General features: G+C 29.1%; 27 protein-coding genes and 2 pseudogenes. 14 read left to right on the top strand and 15 right to left on the bottom strand.

Annotated features, from left to right (window positions below; all coding sequences use genetic code 11):
• Window positions 1-16 precede the first annotated feature (16 nt).
• From NQ543_RS04515 to NQ543_RS04505, 3 genes and pseudogenes are all read left to right on the top strand, one after another.
• Window positions 17-352 (top strand): annotated as a pseudogene (locus NQ543_RS04515) (site-specific integrase); the annotation flags it as partial.
• Window positions 353-430: 78 nt separating this feature from the next.
• A protein-coding gene (locus NQ543_RS04510; protein WP_148344849.1) for an IS3 family transposase occupies window positions 431-1,548 on the top strand; the annotation gives its coding sequence in 2 pieces (ribosomal slippage) (window positions 431-677 and window positions 677-1,548; 1,119 coding nt in all).
• A 30-nt stretch (window positions 1,549-1,578) separates the two neighbouring features.
• Window positions 1,579-1,839, top strand: a pseudogene (locus tag NQ543_RS04505) (tyrosine-type recombinase/integrase); the annotation flags it as partial.
• A gap of 522 nt (window positions 1,840-2,361) precedes the next feature.
• Here the strand turns inward: NQ543_RS04505 and NQ543_RS04500 are convergent.
• The 6 genes from NQ543_RS04500 to NQ543_RS04475 all read right to left on the bottom strand — a co-directional run bounded on the left by NQ543_RS04500 (window position 2,362) and on the right by NQ543_RS04475 (window position 9,858).
• Window positions 2,362-3,189 (bottom strand): undecaprenyl-diphosphate phosphatase, encoded by an 828-nt coding sequence (locus NQ543_RS04500; RefSeq protein WP_004610518.1) that lies wholly within the window; start codon window positions 3,187-3,189, stop codon window positions 2,362-2,364.
• A gap of 39 nt (window positions 3,190-3,228) precedes the next feature.
• A complete protein-coding gene (locus tag NQ543_RS04495) occupies window positions 3,229-3,765 on the bottom strand; it encodes a histidine phosphatase family protein (protein WP_004610517.1) in 537 nt (178 codons plus the stop codon).
• 75 nt (window positions 3,766-3,840) lie between these two features.
• Complete coding sequence (locus NQ543_RS04490; protein WP_004610516.1) at window positions 3,841-5,058, bottom strand: iron-containing alcohol dehydrogenase; 1,218 nt, start codon at window positions 5,056-5,058, stop codon at window positions 3,841-3,843.
• Between the two features lie 69 nt (window positions 5,059-5,127).
• Window positions 5,128-6,048: a LysR family transcriptional regulator gene (locus NQ543_RS04485; RefSeq protein WP_039904591.1), complete on the bottom strand. Its 921-nt coding sequence runs from the start codon at window positions 6,046-6,048 to the stop codon at window positions 5,128-5,130.
• 311 nt (window positions 6,049-6,359) lie between these two features.
• On the bottom strand, window positions 6,360-7,535 hold the full coding sequence (locus tag NQ543_RS04480; protein WP_004610514.1) for a YibE/F family protein: 1,176 nt from the start codon (window positions 7,533-7,535) through the stop codon (window positions 6,360-6,362).
• A 64-nt stretch (window positions 7,536-7,599) separates the two neighbouring features.
• The gene (locus NQ543_RS04475) at window positions 7,600-9,858 is read right to left on the bottom strand and encodes a purple acid phosphatase family protein (RefSeq protein WP_039904588.1); all 2,259 of its coding nucleotides are present in this window, start codon (window positions 9,856-9,858) and stop codon (window positions 7,600-7,602) included.
• Between the two features lie 483 nt (window positions 9,859-10,341).
• On the opposite strand from NQ543_RS04475, the gene NQ543_RS04470 reads away from it, so the two are divergent.
• The 10 genes from NQ543_RS04470 to NQ543_RS04425 are packed head-to-tail and all read left to right on the top strand — an operon-like array spanning window position 10,342 to window position 18,247.
• A complete protein-coding gene (locus NQ543_RS04470; RefSeq protein ID WP_004610512.1) occupies window positions 10,342-10,833 on the top strand; it encodes an NADH-quinone oxidoreductase subunit NuoE family protein in 492 nt (163 codons plus the stop codon).
• Window positions 10,827-11,180, top strand: a complete 354-nt coding sequence (locus tag NQ543_RS04465) for a hypothetical protein (protein ID WP_004610511.1) — start codon at window positions 10,827-10,829, stop codon at window positions 11,178-11,180. The genes NQ543_RS04470 and NQ543_RS04465 overlap by 7 nt, the downstream gene beginning before the upstream one ends.
• The gene (locus NQ543_RS04460) at window positions 11,180-11,587 is read left to right on the top strand and encodes an ATP-binding protein (protein WP_050752828.1); all 408 of its coding nucleotides are present in this window, start codon (window positions 11,180-11,182) and stop codon (window positions 11,585-11,587) included. Before NQ543_RS04465 ends, NQ543_RS04460 begins: the two co-directional genes overlap by 1 nt.
• Entirely contained in the window at window positions 11,584-12,744 is a 1,161-nt protein-coding gene (locus NQ543_RS04455) for a [Fe-Fe] hydrogenase large subunit C-terminal domain-containing protein (RefSeq protein WP_004610509.1), read from the top strand. Before NQ543_RS04460 ends, NQ543_RS04455 begins: the two co-directional genes overlap by 4 nt.
• 4 nt (window positions 12,745-12,748) lie before the next feature.
• Window positions 12,749-13,075, top strand: a complete 327-nt coding sequence (locus tag NQ543_RS04450) for a hypothetical protein (protein WP_004610508.1) — start codon at window positions 12,749-12,751, stop codon at window positions 13,073-13,075.
• A gap of 1 nt (window position 13,076) precedes the next feature.
• Complete coding sequence (locus tag NQ543_RS04445; protein WP_004610507.1) at window positions 13,077-13,778, top strand: PHP domain-containing protein; 702 nt, start codon at window positions 13,077-13,079, stop codon at window positions 13,776-13,778.
• A gap of 1 nt (window position 13,779) precedes the next feature.
• Window positions 13,780-14,313: an ATP-binding protein gene (locus NQ543_RS04440; RefSeq protein WP_004610506.1), complete on the top strand. Its 534-nt coding sequence runs from the start codon at window positions 13,780-13,782 to the stop codon at window positions 14,311-14,313.
• Window positions 14,310-14,678 carry a (2Fe-2S) ferredoxin domain-containing protein gene (locus tag NQ543_RS04435; RefSeq protein ID WP_004610505.1) on the top strand — a complete coding sequence of 123 codons (369 nt, stop codon included), beginning with the start codon at window positions 14,310-14,312 and terminating at the stop codon, window positions 14,676-14,678. Before NQ543_RS04440 ends, NQ543_RS04435 begins: the two co-directional genes overlap by 4 nt.
• An 11-nt stretch (window positions 14,679-14,689) precedes the next feature.
• The gene (locus tag NQ543_RS04430) at window positions 14,690-16,489 is read left to right on the top strand and encodes an NADH-quinone oxidoreductase subunit NuoF (RefSeq protein ID WP_004610504.1); all 1,800 of its coding nucleotides are present in this window, start codon (window positions 14,690-14,692) and stop codon (window positions 16,487-16,489) included.
• Between the two features lie 9 nt (window positions 16,490-16,498).
• A complete protein-coding gene (locus NQ543_RS04425) occupies window positions 16,499-18,247 on the top strand; it encodes an NADH-dependent [FeFe] hydrogenase, group A6 (RefSeq protein WP_004610503.1) in 1,749 nt (582 codons plus the stop codon).
• A gap of 1,251 nt (window positions 18,248-19,498) precedes the next feature.
• Here the strand turns inward: NQ543_RS04425 and NQ543_RS04420 are convergent.
• The 3 genes from NQ543_RS04420 to NQ543_RS04410 are packed head-to-tail and all read right to left on the bottom strand — an operon-like array spanning window position 19,499 to window position 21,557.
• The gene (locus NQ543_RS04420; RefSeq protein ID WP_004610501.1) at window positions 19,499-20,431 is read right to left on the bottom strand and encodes a poly(ethylene terephthalate) hydrolase family protein; all 933 of its coding nucleotides are present in this window, start codon (window positions 20,429-20,431) and stop codon (window positions 19,499-19,501) included.
• An 8-nt stretch (window positions 20,432-20,439) separates the two neighbouring features.
• The gene (locus NQ543_RS04415) at window positions 20,440-21,426 is read right to left on the bottom strand and encodes an alpha/beta hydrolase fold domain-containing protein (RefSeq protein WP_004610500.1); all 987 of its coding nucleotides are present in this window, start codon (window positions 21,424-21,426) and stop codon (window positions 20,440-20,442) included.
• Window positions 21,423-21,557 carry a hypothetical protein gene (locus NQ543_RS04410; RefSeq protein ID WP_004610499.1) on the bottom strand — a complete coding sequence of 45 codons (135 nt, stop codon included), beginning with the start codon at window positions 21,555-21,557 and terminating at the stop codon, window positions 21,423-21,425. Before NQ543_RS04410 ends, NQ543_RS04415 begins: the two co-directional genes overlap by 4 nt.
• 159 nt (window positions 21,558-21,716) lie before the next feature.
• On the opposite strand from NQ543_RS04410, the gene NQ543_RS04405 reads away from it, so the two are divergent.
• Complete coding sequence (locus NQ543_RS04405; protein WP_004610498.1) at window positions 21,717-22,223, top strand: TetR/AcrR family transcriptional regulator; 507 nt, start codon at window positions 21,717-21,719, stop codon at window positions 22,221-22,223.
• 157 nt (window positions 22,224-22,380) lie between these two features.
• Here the strand turns inward: NQ543_RS04405 and NQ543_RS04400 are convergent, their stop codons facing one another.
• The 6 genes from NQ543_RS04400 to NQ543_RS04375 all read right to left on the bottom strand — a co-directional run bounded on the left by NQ543_RS04400 (window position 22,381) and on the right by NQ543_RS04375 (window position 26,512).
• Window positions 22,381-22,899 (bottom strand): DUF5662 family protein, encoded by a 519-nt coding sequence (locus tag NQ543_RS04400; RefSeq protein WP_004610497.1) that lies wholly within the window; start codon window positions 22,897-22,899, stop codon window positions 22,381-22,383.
• Complete coding sequence (gene scpB / locus NQ543_RS04395; protein WP_004610496.1) at window positions 22,886-23,476, bottom strand: SMC-Scp complex subunit ScpB; 591 nt, start codon at window positions 23,474-23,476, stop codon at window positions 22,886-22,888. Before scpB ends, NQ543_RS04400 begins: the two co-directional genes overlap by 14 nt.
• Entirely contained in the window at window positions 23,476-24,204 is a 729-nt protein-coding gene (locus NQ543_RS04390) for a segregation/condensation protein A (protein ID WP_004610495.1), read from the bottom strand. The genes scpB and NQ543_RS04390 overlap by 1 nt, the downstream gene beginning before the upstream one ends.
• A gap of 81 nt (window positions 24,205-24,285) precedes the next feature.
• Window positions 24,286-25,671 carry a VanZ family protein gene (locus NQ543_RS04385; protein WP_004610494.1) on the bottom strand — a complete coding sequence of 462 codons (1,386 nt, stop codon included), beginning with the start codon at window positions 25,669-25,671 and terminating at the stop codon, window positions 24,286-24,288.
• Between the two features lie 188 nt (window positions 25,672-25,859).
• Window positions 25,860-26,093 (bottom strand): hypothetical protein, encoded by a 234-nt coding sequence (locus tag NQ543_RS04380; protein ID WP_004610493.1) that lies wholly within the window; start codon window positions 26,091-26,093, stop codon window positions 25,860-25,862.
• 188 nt (window positions 26,094-26,281) lie between these two features.
• Window positions 26,282-26,512 (bottom strand): PD-(D/E)XK nuclease family transposase, encoded by a 231-nt coding sequence (locus tag NQ543_RS04375; RefSeq protein ID WP_004610492.1) that lies wholly within the window; start codon window positions 26,510-26,512, stop codon window positions 26,282-26,284.
• Window positions 26,513-26,575 lie beyond the last annotated feature (63 nt).

Below are 26,575 nucleotides of genomic sequence, written 5' to 3'. Positions count from 1 at the left end.
TTATTCTAGCATCAAGCTGTTGTCCTTTGTACGCAAAGACAGGGTATATAAAAAGCATTATGACGCAATCGTGATACTGTTAAAGACGGGACTTCGTATCTCGGAGCTGTGCGGATTGACAAGTCAGGACATCGACTTTCAAAATGAAGTTATCCATGTGAACCACCAGCTACTTAATAACAAGGAAACTGGCTACTACATAGAAACCCCAAAGACAAAAAGTGGTGTGCGTGATGTTCCCATGAGCGAGGAAGTGAAACAGGCATTTGAGCGTATCATGGCAGAAAGGAAGAAATCCGAACCGATAGAGATTGACGGTTACAGCGGTTTCCTCTTTCTGAATGGAAAAGGCTATGGATAGGTTACACTAAATTGGACAGTTTTTAAGAGAACTGTTACAATAGAAAATCAAGAAATGAGGTAATCTGAAATGGCAAGAGAAAGAAGAACTTACAGTGATGAATTTAAACAGAAAATGGTCGAATTATACAACAGCGGAAAACCAAGAGCTGAGCTGGTTCGTGAATATGAACTGACTCCATCTGCTTTATCTTCATGGATCAAAAAGTACAATAATACTGGTTCGTTCCATGTCGAGGACAACCGCAGTGATGAAGAAAAAGAACTAATCAGACTCCGCAAGGAAAATCAGCGACTGAAGATGGAAAATGATATTTTAAAGCAAGCAGCGCTGATCATGGGACGAAAATAAATGTTATCATTTCCAATGCAGATAAATATCCGGTCAGCGCAATGTGTAAATTACTAGATATACCTAGATCATCATTATATTATAATCGTAATAATAAATTAAATAAGAAAAAATCCAATGATCATTATCTGACTGCTTTAGTAAAAGAAATATTTAAAAACAGTCGAAACAACTATGGTTCAAGAAAGATTAAAATAGAATTGGCTAAACTGGGCCATATTGTCAGTAAAAGAAGAATTAGACGTATTATGCAGGAAAATGGCTTAGTATCAAGCTATACAGTTAAACAGTATAAAGTACATCACGCAGCATGTAATAATGATAATATAGAAAATAGACTCAATCGTAATTTTAATCAAAAAGAGAGAATGAAGGTAGTAGTTAGTGATCTGACGTATGTTAATGTGGATGGAAAATGGAATTATATATGTCTTATGTTAGATCTATATAACAGAGAGATTGTAGGATATGCAGCCAGTAAGAATAAAAATGCCAAGTTAGTAGAAAAAGCACTCTATTCAATAAAATATGATTTACGAAAAATAGATTTGTTTCACAGTGATCGAGGAAATGAATTCAAAAATGAAGATATTGAAAATGCATTAAAGGCATTTAATATAAACAGGTCATTAAGTGCTAAAGGATGTCCGTATGATAATGCAGTTGCTGAAGCAACATATAAAATTATAAAAACAGAGTTTGCATTTAATAAAAGGTTTGAAAGTTTTGAAGAACTGGAACTAGAATTATTTGATTATGTAAACTGGTATAATAATGTGAGGATACATGGTTCACTTGGCTATAAGACACCAGTTGAATTTAGGATGTTCTCATAGAAATTGTCCAAAAAAGTGTTGACAATCCACTATCCTATGACAAATGCTTACTATACAGCGACCTTTTCCAATTTGACAAAGAAGTATAACAAGTGCCATGAGGACAGCCTGCCAAAGATAACACCGCATATTCTGCGTCATACATTCTGCACAAGACTGGCAAACAGGAACATGAACCCTAAGAGCCTGCAATACATCATGGGGCACTCTAACATCAGTATCACGCTGAACCTGTATGCCCATGCGTCAGCGGAAAGCGTCAAGGCAGAATTGAGAAGCATGATAGCCTAAATCGTACCACGATATTTACCACGTTTGACCGTGAAGATATGTGAAGAAATGCAGAGATAAGCAAGTGTCTTTTGATAACAAAAACGTCCGCAAAGCCGATAAAATAAGGACTTGCGGATATATAAGAAGATATGAAAAGATAATCAAAAATCTATATTAAGTTTGATTTAAAACTTGAGTAGAAGACTGAGATATCATTTCATAATTGGATTTATAAATAAGATATGAAAAAAAAACATAAATCAATATTCCCGCAAAACAAAAATAAAAAGCAATTTTTTTATATAATTTATATTCATTCATAAAAATTCCTTCTTTGTAGTATATTTTATATACACGCTTATTTATAACTTATCTTAACTAAAATGTATAATATAAATCCCATATACGATACTATATAAAATTTATATATCAATTCAGATAAAAATAATATTTGCTTAAGAATAATTGAGCTATTTAATAAATATAAAAGCGCCAAACTTAAGAAACCCCTAAATTTCTTAAGATTGACGCCTCTATTTTTTAATTAAGAAACATAAAATAAGCAATTACAATAACACCTAAAATAATACGATACCATCCAAATACTTTAAAATCATGTTTTTTAATATAATCCATTAAAAATACAATTGTAATCATACTAACAATAAATGCTACTAACATTCCTACGACTAATAAAACAAACTCAAAAGCACTAAAAACTAATCCAAATTTAACAATCTTCAATAAACTAGCTCCAAACATTACCGGAATAGCTAAAAAGAATGTAAACTCAGCAGCAATTCTTCTGTTAACACCAATTAATAACGCTCCTACAATTGTTGCTCCAGAACGAGAAGTACCAGGAAAAACAGCAGCAATTAATTGAAAAATTCCAATTATCAATGCTGTAGTATAAGTTATTTCCCTTAATGAATTAATTTTTGCAGATCGGTTTTTATTGTAGTTTTCAATAATAATAAATAAAATTCCAAATACAATTAATGCAATTGATACTGTTAACGGGTTATAAAACAGCTCATTTAAAACATCATCGAATAATAGCCCAATTACTGCAGCTGGGATACAAGCAACAAGTATTTTAAACCACATTGTTACTATATTTCTTTTTACTTTCCAATGATTTTTATAATCAAACGGAAATAATTTTTTCCAATATATAAACACAACTGCAAGAATAGCCCCTAATTGAATTACAACTAAAAACATCTCCAAAAACTCAGCACTGACATCTAGTTTAATAAACTCATCAACTAAAATCATATGTCCTGTACTACTAATTGGTAGCCATTCTGTTATCCCCTCTACAATTCCTAAAACAATTGCTTTCAATATCTCAATTATATCCATACATACCTCCTAATCTTACTTATGCATTATAGCACTAATTTAATCATTTTTAAAATCATATTTTAATAACTTACAATTATCCATTTGATAATTAAAGATTTCATCATTTGTCATATCATTAAAATAACTATGAATTGCTCTGCAAACACCACCATGACATACTAATAATACATCATTTTCAATTGCTTGTTGCTTAATTTCATCTAAAAATTCATATACTCTTTTACATAATTCCACAAAAGACTCTCCTCCAGGATAGCGATAAGCTAAATTATGTTTAATTTCTAAAAATTTTTCATCTCTTCGATAAATTCCCTCACACTTTCCAAAATTAAATTCTCTAATTCGTGGTTCAATAATCATTTCAATTTGATGAACATTAGCATAATTTGCTGTATCAATAGCTCTTTGTAATGGCGAGACATATAAAAATTTATAATCAATGTTTTTCAATAAATCAGCTAACTTTTGAGCTTGTTTAATTCCTTTATCACTAAGCATTGCTTCACTAATACCACAAACAAGCTCTTTAATATTATAATCTGTTTCACCATGTCTTGTAATATATAAACTCATAATCACACCTCACTTACTAGCATTTTATCATAAGGTAAAAAAAAGACAAGGCTTGCAACCTTGTCTAATATCTAATTAAAAGTCTACTTCACTATCATAATAACACGCTTTTAATAACTTAACCATTTCTTCTTGAGTAGGAATACGTGGATTTGATCCTGTACATGCATCATCGATAGCATTAGCTGCAATTTCTTCAACTCTTTGTAAGAAAACATCTTCAGGTACAAATCCAGTTTCAGCTGGTAAACCATCTGCACCATAATGATTGATTGAATGAGGGATATTTAAATCATCATTCATTTTTCTTAAATATGCAATTAATAATTCTACTTTTTCATCATCATTATTTCCACCTAAATGCATATAATCAGCAATTACACCATAACGTTTTTTAGCAGTTTCATCTTTAGCATTAAAGGCAATAACTTTAGGTAAATACATTGCATTAGCAGCACCATGAATAATATGTCCACCTTGATCAACAAAGGCAGCTCCAGTTTTATGAGCCATGGAATGAACAATTCCAAGTAATGCATTAGAAAATGCTTGTCCTGCTAAGCATTGAGCATCATGCATATCATCACGGCATGCCATATCACCATTATATGATTTAACTAAATTAGCTTGAATCATTTCAATTGCATGAATTGCAAGAGGATCTGTATAGTTACAATTTGCAGTTGATACATATGCTTCAATTGCATGAGTCATTGCATCCATTCCTGTATGAGCTACTAATTTAACCGGCATTGTTTCTGCTAAATCAGGATCAACGATAGCAACATCAGGAGTAATTTCAAAATCTGCAATTGGATATTTAATTCCTTTTTGGTAATCAGTAATAATTGAAAATGCAGTTACTTCAGTAGCTGTTCCACTTGTAGATGGAATCGCACAGAAACGTGCTTTTTTACGTAATTTTGGAATTCCAAATACTTTACACATTTCTTCAAATGTAATTTCTGGGTATTCATATTTAATCCACATTGCTTTTGCGGCATCAATTGGTGAACCACCACCCATAGCAACGATCCAATCTGGTTGGAATTTTTCCATTACAGCAGCACCTTTCATAACTGTTTCTACTGATGGATCAGGTTCAATTCCTTCAAATAATTCTACTTCCATTCCTGCTTCTTTTAAATAATTAACAGTGCGGTCTAAGAAACCATTACGTTTCATACTTCCCCCACCGACACAAACAATCGCTTTTTTTCCTTCAAAATCTTTTAAAGCTTCTAAAGCTCCTTTTCCATGATATAAATCTCTTGGTAATGTAAATCTTTGCATAAATAGCACCTCCAATTAGAATTATAGCGCTCACAAACATTACTTCGTAGATACAAAAAAGGAATAACCCTATTCCTTTTTACATATATCTACATATTTTTTCAATTCACTAATAAAACCCATATCCTCTTTAGTAGGACGATATCCTTTTCTTTTAATCAAATAATCATAACCAATTACTTTATAATCCTCACAATTTCTTATAACCAAATGATATTGTTTAAACAATTCATTAGATTTAGCAATAAAAGAACTACTCCACATATATGCATGTGGTAATCGTTCTAATAACTGATATGGTATTTCTCTTTGGTATATTGTAATCGTTTTATCATGATTATTAATTTTTAATGGTATCGATGAAGCTTCTTGATCACCATAAACTATTTCAATTAAATCATTTAAATCACTTAAACAAATTTTATCACAATAAGATAATGGATTATCTGTACTAATTAATAAACGATAATCAAACTTTATTATTTCTTCAAACTCTAATTCCTTAGATTCCAATATATTTTTAATATATTGCTTTTCACTTGCAAGAAAATGAATAATTCCAATATTCACTTCACCCTCAGCTACTTTTTTAACTGTATCATATGTACTACTTTCATGATAATTAACTTTTACACTCTTATCTCTAACATTAATTCTTGATAAATAATCAATAAACACATCAACAAGATAGCTACCTCTAGGAATACAAAGATCTAAATAAATCGACTTATCATCATGATTACTGTATCTAGATTCTAACTGTTCTACTTGAACAATAATATTTTTTGCCTGTTCAATAAACTCAGCCCCTTTTTTAGTTACAACGACACCCTTTGAAGTTCGTTCAAAAATAATAATATTCATACTTTCTTCAATATCTTTTATTATTTTACTTAAATGAGGCTGATTCATAAACAAATTATTTGCAGCTTTACTAATCGATCCAGCATTAGCTACTTCAACAATATATTTTAAATGTAATAAATTCATTGTTTTTTCTCCTTGAAAACATTTTAACATATATTTATTGATTATTATACGTTTTAAAGAAAAAGATACTACTAAGAAATAAATAATATTAAACATAATATCTTTTCTATACTTTTAGTTTCTTACCATAAACTTAATATTAAAGATCAAGTAAAAATAATAGTCTAAAAATGTGCAATAATTTAACACACTACCATCATAAATTAAAAATTATTTTATATGATATTTTAAATAAGAATATACTTTAATTACAACTACTACTAAAAATGTTTTATAAATTTAATTATAGTAACTTATTATAATAATAATTTTTATTTTAACTCATTACTTAAACTCATTTTCTTTCTGGTCATTAAAAATGCTGAAATAATTGAAACAAATGGAACAGTTAAAATTACTCCTAAAGAGCCAGAAATACCCTGAATTATTTCAATTCCAATGCTATATGAATTAAACATTTGTAAAAATGACATATCATAAGCATAAAAAACAACTAATGTACTTAAAGAACCACCTGTAAACGCCAAAATCAAAGTATTAGACATTGTTCCCATCATATCGCCTCCAATTTTAATTCCGCTTTTTAATAATTCCTTAGCAGAAATATCAGGACGTCGATATTTAATTTCTTCAATCGTTGTAGCAATTGACATTGCTGTATCAATAACAGCACCAAGCGAAGCAATTAAAATTCCTGAAAACAATAAACCACTAATATCCAATTTACTATTTTGACCAATATAAATTAATGTTTCAATATCTTCAACATTAAATCCATTAATATTACTCATAGCACCAAAAACACTAGCAAAAACTCCCGCAATTACAACCCCAACAATAGTTCCTAAAATAGAACATAACGTTTTCATTGAAAATCCACCAATAAAATACATTATAACCATCGTCGTTAAAATAACTACTAATACAGCACTAAAGAAAGGAGAAAAACCTATATACATCATAGGAATATATAAGAAAATAATGCAAATAAATGTAAATACCAATCCAAGTGCCGATGTTAAACCTTTTTGTTTACCTATCAATATCAACAAAAACAAAAACAAGGTAACCATGCCGATTAAGATATTAGTTCGATCATAATTATAAACACTCGCACTAATACTGCCATCGTACTCACTTAATTGCACAATCACTTTTGTTCCAACTTTACAATCAGCACCATATAAATAACTATCAATATTAGTCGTTTCAACAATTTTACCTTTATAAGTACCTGATAATATTTCTACATTAACAATCTGAGTACCCACTTGATTCCCTTCACTATCGCGGTTTTCCTCAACTATTTCTACCACTCTAGCTTGAACAAATTCATTACTATCTTCATCCAATAATGGAGTTTTTTTAATACTTGTATTAAAAAAATATAAGAAAACTAAAAATAAAACAATTGCCCCGTAGACACAGATATGACCTATTTTTTCTTTTTTACTCATCTGTTTAAACCTTTGAATAATTTTTTTCATCACTGCCTCCTATAATACATAAAACAAGGCAGAACAAGCTGCCTTGTTAATTAAATTCCATTATTTATTCTTCAATTCTTTTTCTTTTAAGAACTTTGGCTCCTATTATTCCTAATAATGACATAATAGCTATTACTAGAGGAATTCCTACTTGTAAATCATCACCAGTTTTTACACTACTATTAATTTTATTACCAGTAGAAATAGACGAATCACTTCCTGGTTGATTAGGTTTTACAGGTTGATTTGTAATATCATCTTGGTTTGCTTTTGAAACAAATTCATTTACAGTAGCCGTTAATTCTTCTTGTAAACTAGTCAATTCTGTTTTAGTAATTGTTGCTTCATCTAGTTTTTCTTTTAATGATGCAATTATATTAGTATATTGCTTAACTACATCTTCACTAAATTCACCTTTATCATTTCCAATAACTGCTTTATCAAGTGTTTCTTGAGCTTGAGTAAATTGTTCTTGAACTGCAGCAAATTCTGCATTAGTAACCACTTCGTTTTTAGCAAATACTAATTGATTATAAGCTGCTTTTAACTCATCAGCACTTACTGCAACATTTGTATCATTTTGATATAATGTTTTATCTAATAATGTTGAAAAACCTTGTCTTAATGCAGTAGTTCCACCAATAGTATTAGCATAATCACCTTGTGCATATGCATAATAATTTAATGGATCATTGGCATTATTACCATTAATTGAAGAATCATATGCTTTTGATAAAATATTAATTGCTTCACTGTCATCACGACTATCTAAAACTTTATTAACATTATCTAAAGCAGCATCAATTCTTGTCTTTGAACCACTTGTAAGATTAGTTGTATCAATTGTCGCTACATCATCTTTAGCTTCCATAATTGAAGTAACATTACCATCTTTAGTTAATGTAACATCATAAGCATATTTTGCACCGCTATAATCATATGTTTTGATTGTTAATGAATCACTACTAAAATCTATTGTTGAAAAAGTAGGAATTGGATTATTAGAGCGTTCTGCAATATAATATTGTTTAGTAGTATTTAGTGTATAAAATTTACTTCCTGAAGCTGATCCAGCAGCTATATATAACGTACCTTCTGGATTATAAGCGTTTGCTCCATTTTCATTAACCCCATCAGTTTCAATTACTTTACCATCTAAAATTTGATAAGTACGTGCATATGAATGATCATGTCCTGTTAAACACAAATCAATACCAAATTCATCCATCAAGGGTGCAAATAAAATTCTTAAATTAGCTCCATCAACATCACTATGTGGAGAACCTGAACCATAAATATCATGGTGGAATAATACCACTTTCCATTTAGCATCTTCATGACTTGCAACAGCTTCTTTCATCAAAGTACGATGTTCTTCAACATTACGATTATTACTATTTAAACTAATAAATAATGTATCGCCATAGCTATAATAATAATCACCACCAGATTCAGTTGCACCTAATTGACTAGCATTAGGATTATTATAATGATAACTATAATCATCTACTTGAGATTCATGGTTGCCAATAGTTGTTGCTAGTGGCACACTTCTTAAAGCCTTCGGATATAAGAAACCAGCATATTCTTGTTCACGAATTAATTCACCACTACCATTTGAACCATATGATGAATAGTCAATTTGATCTCCAGCCGATAAAATAAAACTAGCATCTTTAGCAATTCCCTTTTCACCTAAAGCAGTTGTTAATGTCTTATTCCATGCATAAGTATTAATAGCAATACTTTCATCATTTTCTGTTCCTTCTCCAGTACTTCCTGAAGCACCAATTTGTGGATCTCCTACTAATACTGCTTGGAAATCAGTAAAGCTGTGTGTTTGATATGTATAAACATCACTCCAGTTATCATTAACAGTATATTGATAATAATATGTAGTATTTTCTTGTAAATAATCAGTAACAGATACTTTATTACTTGCTTTATAATTATTAAAACCATTAGTTTTTTCAATAGCTGTAGCTTCTCCAGCTACTTCATATGCATCAGACATATCAAAATTTGTCGAAATTCTTACTTTTGGTGTTCCAAAATCAGTAGAATACCAAGCAAAATTTAAATCGTTTTCATTTTCTCCAGGTGTTAAAGCAACTTTACCAGAATCTGTTTCTTCTTTGTTATCCCATTCATCAGCATACCAATTTTGATATTCAGTAGAACTAGTAATACCACTGTTTAGTTTATTACTTCCATCACCACTTGCATACTCGCCAAAAGCAGACGTAGGTACAGCAGTTAGACTAGCTATCGATGAAATCGTAGCCAAAGAAACAATTAATCGTTTTTTTATTCTTCCATTCATCTTAAAACCCCTTTTTCCTTTTTTGACTATTAAATTGTAGTACATCTAGTACGCTAATTATTTTACCTTGGAAAACAGAAGATTCAATCAAGTTTACAAACACTTTATTATTTTAACAAAAACTTAAAAATCAGTGATTTTTTTTAAGTAAAACTTAGTCAAAAATTCACTTATTTTTACCATAAAAATGTTCTTATTGACTTAAAACAACTAAAATCCAATTTGTAAAAAAGTTGATTAAAAAGACTGCTCATATAATACTTTATATTTTGATAACTTTTATTAACTACTTACAAAAATACTAATATGCAGTCACTTTTTTCTATAAATAAGTATTTTAATGTAAAACAGTTATTTACAGTCAAAATTATCTTTTTATAAAATATTATTTGGTTATCCAAAACTAACTTTTTCAGATGCTATTTAAAGCGGTTACAAAACATGCTATAATTAGATATAACCATAAAAGAAAGAGGTGTAATAATGAAAAAATTGAAACAAGAGTATTTGGATAAAATTGATGAAATTGTTGCTAAACACAAAGACGAAAAAGGTCCAATGAAACTTATGCTTCATGAAATTCAAGATAGTCTTGGCTATATTCCATTTGAAGCAATGGAAAAAATTTCTAAAGCAATCAATGTACCTGTCTCTAAAGTGTATGGGGTAGTAACATTTTATTCACAATTTACAACTGAACCTAAAGGTAAACATGTTATTTCAGTTTGTTTAGGTACTGCTTGTTATGTTAATGGTTCTCAAACAATTCTTGATTTACTTTGTGAAATGACTGGCTGTGAAGTAAATTCTACTAGCCCTGATGGTTTATTTTCAATCGATGCCACTCGTTGTGTGGGGGCATGTGGTTTAGCACCAGTTGTAAGTGTAGATGGAACTGTTTTTGGATGTTCAAAACAATTAGAAGATTTAAAAATGCTAGTTTTAAATTATTTGAAAGAAGATTCAGTATGTTAGTTAAAGAAGTAATCGATCTTTTAAATGCAAGAGAAATCTATATTGCAAACAAAGATGTGTATGATAAAAATTATGATAAAGCTTTTGCTAGTGATTTAATGTCTGATGCTTTAGCTTTATTAAAAGATGAAAGTGATGAGATTTTATTTATTACTGGTCTTGCCAATGTACAGTCACTACGTACCGCAGAGGTATTAGATATTGATACAATCTTGTTTGTTCGCGGAAAACCTTTAGATATGTCAATTGTAGATATGGCAAAAGATTTAGAAATTAATCTTTTCCAAACTGATGCTACAATGTTTGAAGCTTGCGGAAAATTATATGAAGCAGGAATGCGCCGATGATCAAAAAAACATATCAAGTAGAAAAAGATAATTACCAAGATGCTGGAAAAGCTTCTAGTGATATTAAAAAGACATTAAAAGCTTTACAAATTGATCGAAAAATTTTAAAGGCAGTAGCGATTGCTAGTTATGAAGCAGAAATAAATATTGCAATCCATTCTAATGGTGGAACCGTTACTTTTGAAATTGATGATGAGGGAATTGTCCATTTATCTTTTGATGATATTGGTCCAGGTATCGAAAATCTTGAATTAGCTTTAACACCAGGTTATTCGACTGCTTCTTTAAAAGCTCGTGAATTAGGGTTTGGTGCAGGAATGGGACTTTACAATATGAAAAGTGTGGCTTCTTCTTTTAGGATAACTTCTTCAAAAGAAGGAACACATATTAAAATGACTTTTAAATGAAACCAGTAGTTAGTTATAAAGGTAGTAATTGTAAAAAATGCATTAAATGTGTTAAAGAATGTCCCATGGATGCTATTTCAATTGTAAATGAACAAGTAATTATCGATGAAAATAAATGTATAAATTGTGATATCTGTATTCAAGCATGTAACCAGAAATTATTACAAGTTAAACATATTGATTTAAAAGATTTTTTAAATCAATATGACTACAATATTGCTTTGATTCCTACCGCTATTTTATCTGATTTAAAAAATTATGATGAAATTAAAAATATTGCTCATGCAATAAAAGAATTTGGCTTTGATGAAGTAGTTGAATATAGTGATATTGAAGGAACATTGTATAAACAAGCACTAAAAGATAGTATTGGAAAAAATAAAGTAATGATTACTTCTTTTTGTCCAACCATAAATAAATTGATTATAAATGAATATCCAACTTTAATCGATCATTTACTTCCTTATGATTATCCTGTTGAAATCGCTGCTAAAAAACTTAGAGATAAATATGCTGATAAAAAGGTTGGGATTTATTCACTATGTGAATGTGTCGGTAAATTATCTTTAGCAAAACATCCTTTTGGTAATGAAGAATCAAATATTGATTATGCTCTTAGTATTTCTAAGTTATTTCCACAAATCAATCATTTAAAAAATGATTTACAAGAAGATATTGAGTTTAATCATTTAGGAATTGAAAGTATTGTTAGTAATTTATATGGAAAAGATAATTTATCAATTATTAGTGTTGAGGGCTTATCACAAATTAAAAAAGTTTTAGATTTAGTGGAATTTGATCAATTGAAACATATCGATTTATTAGCTTTATTTAATTGTTTTCAAGGATGTATTGGTGGCTATTATTTATGGTCTAATCCATTTGAAGGCTGCTTTAATATTAAAAGCATGTTGGATAAGTGTAAAGATAATATTGAAGATATCAATCATCTTGACTATAAAAAAATTCATACTATTGATAGTAATGAACAAAACTTTAAAGAACGCTTAGCCTGGTTTAATAAAGTAAATGCGATATTAGAAACCTTACCGCAATTTGATTGTGGTAGCTGTGGTTATGCTAATTGTAGAAATTTAGCGATAAAAATTGCCAGTGGTGAAGCAGATGATTCCTTATGTCTAGTTAAAAGAAGGTGATTTGATGCAAGTAAGTGAAATCTTGAAATTAGATCTTAAACAAATTAATAATGTTGCATGTACAAATGTTATTGAAGATGTTTATATTGGGGATTTATTGAGTTTCGTAATGGCTAATGGTACGGAAGGTTCGTTATGGTTGACTGTACAAAAACATCTTAACGTTATTGCTGTAGCTAGTTTAAATGATTTTGTAGGTATTGTTTTTGTTGAAAACAGCTATCCTGATGAAGATACAATAGATAAAGCAACTAGTCTTGATATTCCTTTATTTATAAGTGAAAAAAGTGCTTATGCACTTGCAAAAGAGTTAATTTCTTTAGGTTTATAAAATGTATTATGATTTGCATATTCATTCTGCACTTTCGCCCTGTAGTGATGATTTGATGACTATTAATAATATATTTAATATGGCTTATATTAAAGGTTTACAATTAATTGCAATTACTGATCATAATTCTTTAAAACAGCAGTATTATTTAGAAAAGATTATTAAACATGATATTTTAAAAGGTAAAATTGATTATGTTCATGGTGTTGAACTACAAAGTAGTGAGGAGATTCATTTATTAGCTTATTTTAAAAAGGGTAGTAATTTAAATGTTATTCAAGAGTGGATTGATAAGCATTTAATTAAAGTTAAAAATCAAAGTGATTATTATGGTAATCAATATATTTATAATGAATTTGATGAAGTTATTGGAATTGAAGATAATTTGTTGATTAGCTCTTTGGATTTAAATGTATATCAGATCGTAAAAAAGGTTCATGAATTTAATGGCGTAGTAATTTTAGCTCATGTAATGGCTAAAAGATATGGAATATATGAAGTGTATCACGGGATTCCTGATGATTTGAATTATGATGGAATTGAAGTTGAAAGTATTAAGCAGTTAAATGAATTGAAGCAATTATGTAAACATCTTAAAGATGATTATGTTTTCTTTAATAGTGATGCTCATAATTTAGAGTCAATTAGTGAACCGATTAATCAAATTGATTGCGATATATTTTATCAGTTATGGAGGAAGTAAAATGCAAGAGATTGCAATGAGTATTCTTGATATAGCTTATAATTCAATTAGAGCTAACGCTAGTTTAATTAAAATCTTAATTCATGATAGTAATAATTTAAATATTATTAATATTCGAATTATTGACAATGGTAAAGGGATGGAACAAGCAACCATCAAAAAAGTTGTTGACCCGTTTTATACGACTAGAACTACTCGTAAAGTAGGTTTAGGGATTCCGATGTTTAAAGAAAATATTGAAGCTACCGGTGGAAAGTTTTTAATTGAATCAACTATAAATGTTGGAACTAAAGTTGAAGGTGAATTTGTTAAAAGACATATTGATTGTCCACCAATGGGGAATATTGTCGATACAATAATTACATTAATTCAAGCCGATGATAAGATTGATTATTTATTTAAATATACAAGTGATGATTTTGAATTTGTTTTAGATACTAAAGAAATTAAAAAAATTCTTGATGGTATTCCAATAAATTTACCAGATGTAATTATTTGGTTAAAAGATTATATAAAGGAGGGATTGCACAAATGAAATCCATAGAAGATTTAAAAAAGATTCGTGATAAAGCAAGAAATAATATGACAATGCGCTCAGATGATAAACAAAAATATCGAGTTGTTGTAGGGATGGCAACATGTGGAATTGCCGCAGGAGCTAGACCGGTATTAAATACTTTAGTAGAAGAAGTTGCTAATAATGATTTACCGGCTACAGTACTACAAACTGGCTGTATTGGAATGTGTACACTTGAACCAATTGTAGAAGTATTTGATCGTGATGACAATAAAACAACATATGTTCTAGTTGATGCTAAAAAAGCAAAAGAAATTGCTAAAGAACATTTAAAAAACGATAAAATAATCGATGAATATACAATTGGACATTATAAAAAATAGGAGGTTATAAGATGCCAGCAAAAAGAACCCAAGTATTAGTTTGTGCCGGTACAGGTTGTACTATTGGTAACTCTGGTGAACTAATTACAGAATTTGAAAAAGAGATTAAAGCACTTGGACTTGAAAATGAAATCGAAGTTTTAAGAACTGGGTGTTTAGGTTTATGTGGAGTTGGTCCAAATATTTCTATTTATCCTGATAATATTATTTATAAATCAGTTAAAGTAGAAGATGTAAAAGAAATTGTTATGGAACATTTCTATAAAGGACGTCCTGTTCACCGTTTAATGTTGAATGAATCAAATGAAGAAACTCGTGAAATTCATGATATTAATGATACAAAATTTTATAATAAACAAAAAAGAATTGCTCTTCATAATTGTGGGGTAATTGATCCTGAAAATATTAATGAATATATTGGTAAAGATGGTTATTTTGCCTTAGCTAAAGTATTGCAGGAAATGACTAGCCAAGAAGTCGTTGATGTAATTAAAGAAAGTGGACTTCGTGGCCGTGGTGGTGGTGGTTTCCCTACCGGAGTTAAATGGCAATTTGCTTTAGATGAACCAGGTGATGAAAAATATGTAATTTGTAATGCTGATGAAGGTGACCCAGGAGCTTTTATGGACCGCTCAATTCTTGAAGGTAACCCTCATAGCGTTATTGAAGCAATGGCAATTGCTGGATATGCAATTGGTGCTAATCATGGATATATTTATATTCGTGCGGAATATCCAATTGCCGTAGAACGCTTAACTTCAGCAATCAAACAAGCTCGTGAGTTAGGATTATTAGGCAAAAATATTTTTGATAGCGGATTTGATTTTGATTTGGAAATTCGTTTAGGTGCTGGAGCTTTTGTTTGTGGAGAAGAAACAGCATTAATTAAGTCAATTGAAGGAGAACGTGGAATGCCAAATCCTAAACCACCTTTTCCAGCTCATAAAGGAGTTTGGGGAAAACCAACAATTATCAACAATGTTGAAACATATGCAAATATCGCTCAAATCATTCAACATGGTGCAAAATGGTTTAGATCAATTGGAACTGAAACATCTCCAGGTACTAAGGTATTTGCTTTAGGGGGAAAAATTGTTAATACTGGGCTTATTGAAGTACCAATGGGAACTACTTTGCGTGAAGTAATTTATGAAATTGGTGGTGGTTGTCCTAATCATAAACGCTTTAAAGCAGTTCAAACCGGAGGACCATCTGGAGGATGTTTAACCGAAGAACAATTAGATACACCGATTGGTTTTGATGAATTAGTTAAATTAGGTTCAATGATGGGATCAGGTGGAATGATTGTTTTAGATGAAGATAATTGTATGGTTGACGTTGCTCGTTTTTATATGGATTTTATTGTTGATGAATCATGTGGTAAGTGTACACCTTGTCGAGTAGGAACAAAACGTATGCTTGAATTACTTGAACAAATTTGTGAAGGAAAAGGAACAATGGCAACTCTTGATGAACTTGAGATGTTAGCTTCAACAATCCAAGATACCGCTTTATGTGGTCTTGGACAAACTGCACCAAATCCTGTTTTATCAACAATTCATCAATTTAGAGATGAATACATTGCTCATATTGTTGATAAAAAATGTCCTGCTGGAGTATGTAAAGAATTATTACAATATGTAATTGATGAAGAAAAATGTCGTAAATGTGGTCTTTGCGCTAAACAATGTCCAGTTGGGGCTATTCATGGTGAACTTGGTAAAGTTCCATATGTTATTGATCAAGAAAAATGTATTAAATGTGGTCAATGTATTAAAGCTTGTCACTTTAATGTAATTGAAAGAAAGTAGGTGTAAGGAATGTCGAAAATAAAAATGAAAATAAATAATCGTGAAGTAGAGGCTTATGAGGGTCAAACTGTATTAGAAGCTGCCAAAAATAACGGCATCCATATCCCTACTTTATGCTATTTAAAAGATGTTACAGGTACTGGCGCATGCCGTGTTTGTCAAGTAGAAATTGAAGGTGCGCGTACTTTATGTGCAGCCTGTGTATATCCAGTAAGAGAAGGATTAGTTGTTAAAACAAACTCACAACGTGCTCTAGATGCAAGAAGAAGAGTTGTTGAATTAATTGTTTCAAATCACTCTAAAGACTGTTTATCTTGTATTCGTAATACAAATTGCGAATTACAAAGATTATGTCAAGAATTAGGTGTACGTGAAGATGCTTTTGCTGGTGAAAAATCAAGTCCAACTTTTGATGAAGTTTCACCTGGAATTGTCCGTGATACATCAAAATGCGTATTATGTGGACGTTGCGTTGAAACTTGTATAAAACATCAAGGATTAGGTATTTTAGGATTTATGAACCGTGGTTTTAAAACTAAAGTTGGTCCTGTATATGATAAAAGTTTTGCAGATGTAAACTGTATGCAATGCGGTCAATGCATCAATGTATGTCCAGTTGGAGCTTTACATGAAAAAGAAGAAGTTCATGATGTTATTGCAGCTTTAAACGATCCAACTAAACACGTTATCGTTCAAACTGCTCCTGCTGTTAGAGCCAGTTTAGGTGAAGAATTTGGTATGCCAATTGGAACTAGAGTAACTGGGAAAATGGTTCATGCTTTAAAATTAATGGGCTTTGATAAAGTTTATGATACAAACTTTGGTGCTGATTTAACAATCATGGAAGAAGGTCATGAATTTATTAGTCGTATTCAAAACAATGGTGTTTTACCAATGATTACTTCTTGTAGTCCTGGTTGGGTCAATTATATTGAACATGAATACCCAGAATTATTAGATCATTTATCAAGTTGTAAATCACCACATATGATGTTAGGAGCAATGCTTAAATCATATTATGCAAAAGAAAATAACATTGATCCAAAAGATATTTATGTTGTTTCAATTATGCCTTGCGTCGCTAAAAAAGGTGAAAAAGAGCGTGAAGAAAATTTAACTGATGGTCTAAAAGATGTAGATTCTGTATTGACTACTAGAGAACTTGGAAAATTAATTAAAATGTTTGGTATCAACTTTAAAGATTTAAAAGACGAAGACTTTGATCAAGATATGTTTGGTGAATATACTGGAGCTGGAGTTATCTTTGGAGCAAGCGGTGGTGTAATGGAAGCTGCTTTACGAACTGTCGTCGATGTTCTTACTAAAAAAGATTTAACAAATCTAGATTATCATGCAGTTCGTGGTGAAGAAGGAGTTAAAGAAGCAAGTATTAAAATCGGTGATTTAACTGTTAATGTTGCTGTAGCACATAGTATGACTTTAGCTAAACCATTATTAGATGATATTAAAAATGGTACTTCTAAATATCATTTTATTGAAATAATGGGTTGTCCAGGTGGTTGTGTAAATGGTGGTGGACAATCATATATTAATGCTTTAACTAGAAATAGTGGCTTTGACTGGAAACAAGCAAGAGCTAAAGCATTATATGATGAAGATTTATCATTACCAGTTCGTAAATCACACAAAAACTCTCAAATACAAAAATTATATGCTGATTTTTTAGGTGAACCTAATAGTGAAAAAGCGCATCATTTATTACACACTCATTACACTAAAAAAGAACGTTTTAAATAATGGCTAGTAAAATTAAATACTTATTTTGTTTAGTAACACTTTTATTATTAGTAGGTTAATAAAAACTCATAAGATTGGAGATTTTATGAATAGCATTAAAAACGAACAACATTAAATTTATTTACCAGGGAGATAAATCATAATTTTTATGATTATCTCCCTTTTTATTTTGTAATAGTACTGGTAATTTTAGATAATTGATTTTGCTGTATCTACTTATAAATTGACTCTTTTTAATTTAAAATAATATTTCAAAAAGTTTTTTAATACATTTTCTTTGATAATTTTGAATAATATTTATAATCTCTATACAATATTACTATAAAATTCAAACTAATTTAATTGATGTGTTACAGTTAAGTAATTTCAATTTTTTTAGAATTCAATCTATCTTTGATTTGATAAAATGATATGGCAATATTAAATATAAATAATGAAGAATTTATCTTATATGATTTTAGTTAGCATTTCGTTATTGCTTATATCTGTGACCAGTTATCAAGTGAAATATTAATGGTAAAAATAACAGCTCATTTAGTATATCTTAAAAAAATCAATTAAAAAATAATTTAGCTTCCGTCGATGATATTTCATTTTATAGCTACTATGTATACAATTACTATTGCTAAATATATTTCCTATAATTTAAAATTTTACATTATTTTTTATGTTATTTAATTCATTTAGCCACTTTCTTCGTTCAATCGATAAAGTAATCTTTTATATCGATGTATATAAAGTTGAGATATTTACTTTTACTTTAAATAATTTTAATTATATTAACAACACCATATTCATCAATTAAAGTTATGCTACAATAAATAAGAAAGAAATTATCAAAAAACTAAAATAGTCAAAATAATTACTACTTTACCATTATTAATTATAAAGCTAATTAAAAAATTTTCTGAAACCACATATGACTATAAATCAAGCGAAAGATTATTTATAACAATTTAAAGCCCATTATATAGTGAAATAAAAAATATAGTCCGTTAGTTAACGTAAAAAAAATCATATTCACACGTGAGTTCGCTCATAAAAAAATCATAGATCTCTTACAATTAGTGAACTTCTCAATCAAAAAAATATTCAAACAAACTTAAATACTTGCTCACACTTATACCTAAACAAAATAAGATTACCTACATATTAGCAGATTTTATCATTCAAATGATGAAAATGATCATATAATTTTTATTTACATCAAATTATAAAAAAACTCTAAAACATTAATAAAGTATTTAGAGACTACTTTTTGCTTTCGATCTTTAGATTAATATTAATGTCCGTATATAATTTGTTATTTAAAAATTCTGATTTTTCTCCAAGAAATGCATTACTTGCTTTTTTATCCTCTTGTAATTGCCACATAAACCACGCAGTTATATAACCATCAACTGAATACAACATTTGTCCATGCTCTACACCTATTCTTCTTGCCATTATTTTTGAAGATGGTATTTTATCATACATTTTAATCATTTTATCTAATGGTATAACCAATTTTGTTTCAAAATCTCCTTTTGTACCTGCAAACATAATAATAGGAACATTTATTTTACTTAAATCGTAATTCCATCCAAACGCATGAGCTACCTCTTCATGTGTTGGAGATAATGATACACCTGTTTTATAATAATCTTTGTACTTTGAAAAAGATAAAGCACTAAACACTCCGGCACCACCTTGAGAGTGTCCTATAATTCCAATATTCTCTAAATCAATTTGATGATAGAATATACTCCCTTTACTCTCATTTAAAGAAAAGATAAAATCCATTGTTTCATCACTTGATTTTCCATTTCCTGTACTAGGATCATCATTCCCCACTACAATAAATTTCCAAGAAGAAAGATGTTCAAATAAAGCCTTGCACTTTTTAGGCAATACTCCTGTTCCATTTAACACGAAAATAACAGGATATTCTTTATCCTTTATTTCTAATTCTTTTGGATAATAAATGGTGTACAACTTTGTCAGTTCACTACCTTTAAATGTAGTATGATTTATAGCGTAAGAACCCATTTTCAAATACTTTTCTTCTATTATTCCTCCTGTTTCAACTTTACTTATATATTTATTTGGAACAGTTGGCACTATTGCTAACCCAATCAAAAACAAGACTATTAATACGATGATAATTAATACAATAATTCCAATGATTTCAAATAGTATTTTCATATTTTGTCCTATCTTGCAGGTAAATATTTATTCAAATACTCTTCTACTGCTTCCATATATTCTTTATATACTTGATTGTCATTTTGAAGTCCATGCCCAGAATGTTTTGCTTCAAAATATTGGTAATCTATATGATTGTCTTGATAAGCTTTTAATAATCTTTGAGAACCCTTGTAAGGTTGAATTTTATCATATTTACCATAAGCCACAACACTTGGTACTGTATTTTTATCAATCCACATGAGGGCTGATATTGGTTTTAATTTTTCAAGATAAGATCCATTCTCAATCATTTCAATAGTTATTTCTTGTCCGCTCATGACACTAAATAATCCAGCAGCACCTTTTCTTGCATCTTCGTTATCTTGATCAAAGCCATAGATATCCCAATCTTCTACATAGAAACTAGATGGACCTACTGCTCCAAATAATAGTTTTACTGGAACAGGAGAAGTATCTGCATCACGATAAGCATAGATCATCGCAAGGGCATGACCAGCTGATCCACCGGCAATTGCCATTTCATTTATATTGTAACCATATTTTTTTGCTTCTTCAATGACTTTAGGCATAGCCTCTTTGATTTCAACAGATTGTGAATATATATTTGCAGTGGGGTTGTTTTCGTTGAATAATGTGTAATTAATACCAACTGCTACATAGCCTTTGGAACATAACCACGACAATACACCTTTATCACCTGCTTTATCGCCTGATGTAAAACCGCCTGCATGTAAATAGACAACCAAACTATATGTATCCTTTGTGCCATCTTTTGGCAAATACATATCAAATTTATTTGCTTCTTTTTCATCATAAGATATATCTTTATAAAGTATTCCTATCTCATCTGTAAATTCAACTTCATAATTCTTTGCCCAAGATTGTTTTATTGCGATTTTTAAAGCGATACCTAGTCCAAATGAAATTGTAAAGATAATCACACATATTATTACAAACATAACTTTTCCTCTTTTTCTATTCGTTTTATTCAAAATAAGTTACCTCCAAATAAAGTTCCACCTAGTAAAATGTTCAAAAATGTACGAAACGCTAATCTTCCTAATATAAAGGCAATTACTGTAATCACAATCAAAATTAAAATTCGAGACTTTGTAAGTTCCATTTTTATTCCTCCGACAATATATTCTTGACGAGTATCTTATTTGTGTTAAGATTTAGATGTAACACTTGTATCATCAAGATGAAACAAGTGTATCATGAGAATATGGTCTTTTCAATAGGGAAGACAAAAATGTAACAAAATAAAGGAGAGTGTATCATCGTGGATAATCTTAAAAAAAATCAATATGTAAAAAGCGAAATAACAAAGGCTTTATTAGAATTGTTGAAAGAAAAGGATTTAAATGAAATATCAATTAGAGAAATTACAACCAGAGCTCAAGTTGGTCGAGTTTCCTTTTATCGTAACTACAAACGAAAAGAAGATATTTTAGAACAATACCTATTTTTCATTATCAAAGAATGGGGAGAATCCAATACGGATTCATTATCAATGGATAAATTATTAAAAAAATTGTTCGAACATCTCGTTTCCTATCGAGATTTTTATACATTACTTTATACAAAAGGATTACTTTATCTATTTAAGGATACATTGAAACGACTCATCACAAAAGACCAGGAACTTCCTAATGTTGCTGCATATTCGGTTGCTTTTGTTTCTTATGGTATCTATGGATGGATCGAAGAATGGATTGCACGTGGTATGCAAGAATCTGCAGATGAAATATACAATATATTAATCTCTCAAAAAAATATGCCACAATAATCTAAATAAAATAATTAACGCGTATTATATAAACGATGAGAATATTTATCATATCTCTTAAAATCTCAAATAAAAGAAAACCTCTAAACCACCGATAAATAGGTCGTTTTTAGAGGTTTTAATTTTATTATTTAAATATTTTTATTTAATTATTAAACTAACTCAAATAAATTTTTTTAATATATTCAATCGTTTCATCTAATGAAGAATTAGCCAAATGTTTTAACATATCCTTTAAAATAGCATCAGTCTTTTCATTTATAACATAATAAAACCTTGTTTTATTATAATAATCAAGCGGTGCTTGATTATCAAAATCAACACCACGATAAACCATCGTCGCTGCGACACGATCACAAAACATTTCTACTACATATTTAATTGGCATTTCAATTGCAATGATTCCTTTACTTGTAAAATCAATCCAATATTCCCAATGATGTTTATTTCTACCCTTATGATGTAACCAAGCACTGCTATATCCAATCGTATCTCTTTCATTACTGTTAGGAGATTTATAACCTAAATAATATTTAGCCCCAGTTGCAAATTCACTCCATGTATATTTGGATAAATCATGAAGCAATCCTTGTTTATATAGTCCAAAACGAAAACATAATTTCATTACATAAAACTTATGTTTCGTAATTGTTTTAAAATGCTTAATGGCTTTCATTATCAGCCTCTATATTTTCATGATATCTTGTTTCAAAAATATCTTTTTGTTCATCAATTTCAACAATATCTGCTAAATTTGGTAACTCATCTAATGATGTAAGCCCAAAAGTATCCATAAATTCATCAGTTACACCATATAAAATTGGCATTCCAGGGCTATCTTCACGTCCAACTTCTTTAATTAACGCCTTAGCAATTAATTTACGAATCATTGCATCACATCCAACGCCACGAATATCCTCTATTCCTACTCTTGTAATTGGTTGATTATAAGCAATAATTGCTAATGTTTCTAATGCAGCATTAGAAAGACTCGCACTACTTTGTTCAACCATCTTTTGATAATATGAAAAATAATTACTATTAGTAGCTAATTTATAACGACCACCAAAATTAACTAATGTTATTCCTTTAATTTGTCTTTGTTCATACAAATTTTCAAATTCTTTCATTAAATTAGCAGCTTCTTTTTTACTTATTTCTAGTACACCGGCAATTTGTTTAAGATCAACCCCATCATCACCAACAAGATACAACATTCCTTCAATAATATCTAAATAATCAGTCTCTTCCATTAAACCTTCCCCTCTACGTATATTTCTTCAAATAACCCATCTTGAATTATTTCTACTTCCTTATCCTTTGCTAATACCAATACAGCAATAAAAGTTACAATAAAATAGAAACGATCATAACGATCAAATAATTCTTCAAACTTTACTCGTTTATTAACTCTTGTCTTAAAAAAATTTCTAATTTGTTCGGTTCTTTCATCAATTGAAATATCTTTCTTAGCAATATGTGTATCTAATGGTTTTAATAAAGCTTTACGTTGAAACATCTTTTGCATTGCTTTCATTAAATCATATACTTCTAAATCATCAGGAATCATCGTACTAGTATCAATTACATATTCATCCATTGACTCAGCCGGTTTAATAATCATTGTTTGACGTTGTTTGTATTTTTCACGAATTTCATCTAGAACATCTTTATAACGTTTATATTCAATTAATCTTTTTATCAAAGCATCTCGTGGATCTTCTTGGTACTCATCGTTAATTACTACTTTTTCTTTTGGAATGAGCATTTTACTTTTCATTTCTATTAAATCAGCAGCCATAACTAAATACTCTGACATTACCTCTAATAAAGATGGATCCATGGCATGAATATATTGCAGGTACTGATCTGCGATAACTGATAATTCTAATGTTTCTAAATCCATTTCTTTTTCTTTAATCAGGTGTAATAATAAATCCAAAGGACCTTGAAATTCTTCAATAACAACTTGATATTCCACGATGAAACCTCCTTATTTTAATTAAGCAGTAATTATTATAACACAATAATTACTGCTTTAGAAGAACTCTTTTTTTACTTATTAATGAATTGCTGGTACATAAATTATCCCATTACCATTTGTTACAAATTCATAAACAGGTTGCAATAACCCTTTTGTATCTCTTAAATAATTTAATCTAACTAATCTAATTGTAATTTCGCCTTGAACATTTTCTAAATAATCTTTATTAAACTTTCCTTCTTCAATATATTTATAAGCCTCTTTAGTTGAAATTAACTGATACTTTTTATATGGCTCATATGTTTTTATATTATATTCAATACTTTTAAATTTTAAATCCTTTGTAACAAAACAATTAATTGTCCCTGTAACATAATTATCATCAATAATTAAATCATTATATCTAATTTCATACTGTCCGTTACCCAAATCACTAAATGTAGCTTTCTTATCAACAATAATATCATAACTAGCTAAAAGACTAACTAACTGCTTTAAAGATAAACCTTCTTGATAATTATTATCATAACTATTATTAAGGATAAAACTTCCACCACTATAATCAATCCAAATATTAGTCTTTTTATCATTAGAATGATAAACGATCGTTTCATCATACTCTTCGACATTTCTTTGATCAATTTCAAGATTTATCTTATCAAAATAATGTTTTGCAAGATTATAACATTCCTTTTTATTATATTCCTTTATTTTATAAACGTTTTTATTTGTTGTTTTAGAAGATAATTTAGCTTGATTGACAAGATTAATATTGCTCATATCATTAACTTGATAATAGCTTTGTCTAATATTCCCTAAATCTTTTTGATAATAAGCAATAAAAATTGTTGAAAATATACCAATAGTTAAAACTAACGGAATTTGTTTTAATAAAGTGTATAACAATTTATTATCACATTTTTTTAATTTACAATAAATAAAATAACCTAATGCCCATATTCCATAACCTATCATACATCCTAGAGTATTATTAATGATATCATCCAATTCAAAAATTCCACGCTTACTTATATATTGTGAAACTTCAATTAATACAGTTAAAAGCAACCCGGTTAAATAGGTAAAACACCATTTCTTAAAAATACGATGAAATAACGGCAATATCATTCCTAAGGGAATAAACATACAAATATTTAAAATAATATTACGCCATAATAACATTCCAAAATTATTCCAAGCACTGATATAGGAACTAAATGGTATTAAATTGGGTTCAACTAAAAAAGCTCTTCTTTCCATTAATAAAGTTGCAAATACTACAACAATTATATATCCAATTAATAATGCTGAAAAAATTAATTTCTTTTTATTTAAATAAACATCTTTTTTTCTTTTCTTTTGAATAAAATACCAAATAAAATAAACACAGCCAATTATTAATAAAATAATACTTGCAATCATAATACATCGAACTGCTAAATGTAAAAATGACGTTATCTCCATAATACCAATACCTCATATTTTAGATTTTTGTCTAAAACATTATACATATTACCTAATTAAATAGCAATATCCTATCTATTTAAAATAAAATACTCAAAACCATTATTAGTATCTAAATATACTAAAAAAGACAATGATTATAACTACATCATCTATCTTTTTTATCTATAATTTTAACTAATATATCATTATTTTAAAAATTCTTTGATTTCTTCAATACTTCGATTATCTAAAATCATTTCAAATATCTTATCATATTTTTCACTATTTAAATTCTCTAAAATACTGTCATCTTCTTTGGGATAATATTTATTAAATAATTGTTTAATTAAATTGTACTTTCCTTGTTTTATCCCTTTTTCATACATGTCCTGTTTGTCTCGTTCATTCGCCCAGCAATTTAAGTTCCTTTTATATGCCATGTCTCTTAACTGCTCATCCTGATTGAATCAGTCTATCTTTCCTTTCATGATTTCTACCATCTTATTTCCTTCTTCATTTCTGCTTTCATAGCAATCATATAGTTTTAGGTTTGCTTTATCGATATCATCGATAAAAATTATCTAATATACATGATTGATATTTTTTGATAATCATCTCCTTCTTTTTCCTATCCTGATAATAATGATGCTCCATATATTTGATACTGATTTTTAGAAAACATTTCGATATTAACATAATCACCAGTATTGGTTTGTACTCTAATATCTAAAAGCATATTTTTATCTTCAATATTTTCAACGGCAAGATCAGGATCTAAGATCGTAATTGATTTACAGCTGATATTTAAAATACCTTCAATAAAGATTAAGTAAATAAAAGGAATCAGAATCTTGATCATTACCAAGAGAGTGTTTGAACATGAAATCATTTTTTAAATCATAGATTTTTTCTATTCGTTTAA

The sequence above is a fragment of the Thomasclavelia spiroformis DSM 1552 genome (genome assembly GCF_025149465.1).
GTDB lineage: Bacteria > Bacillota_I > Bacilli_A > Erysipelotrichales > Coprobacillaceae > Thomasclavelia > Thomasclavelia spiroformis.
The sequence above is the reverse complement of the archived record's forward strand: the minus strand, read 5'-3'. Positions and strand labels throughout refer to the sequence as shown.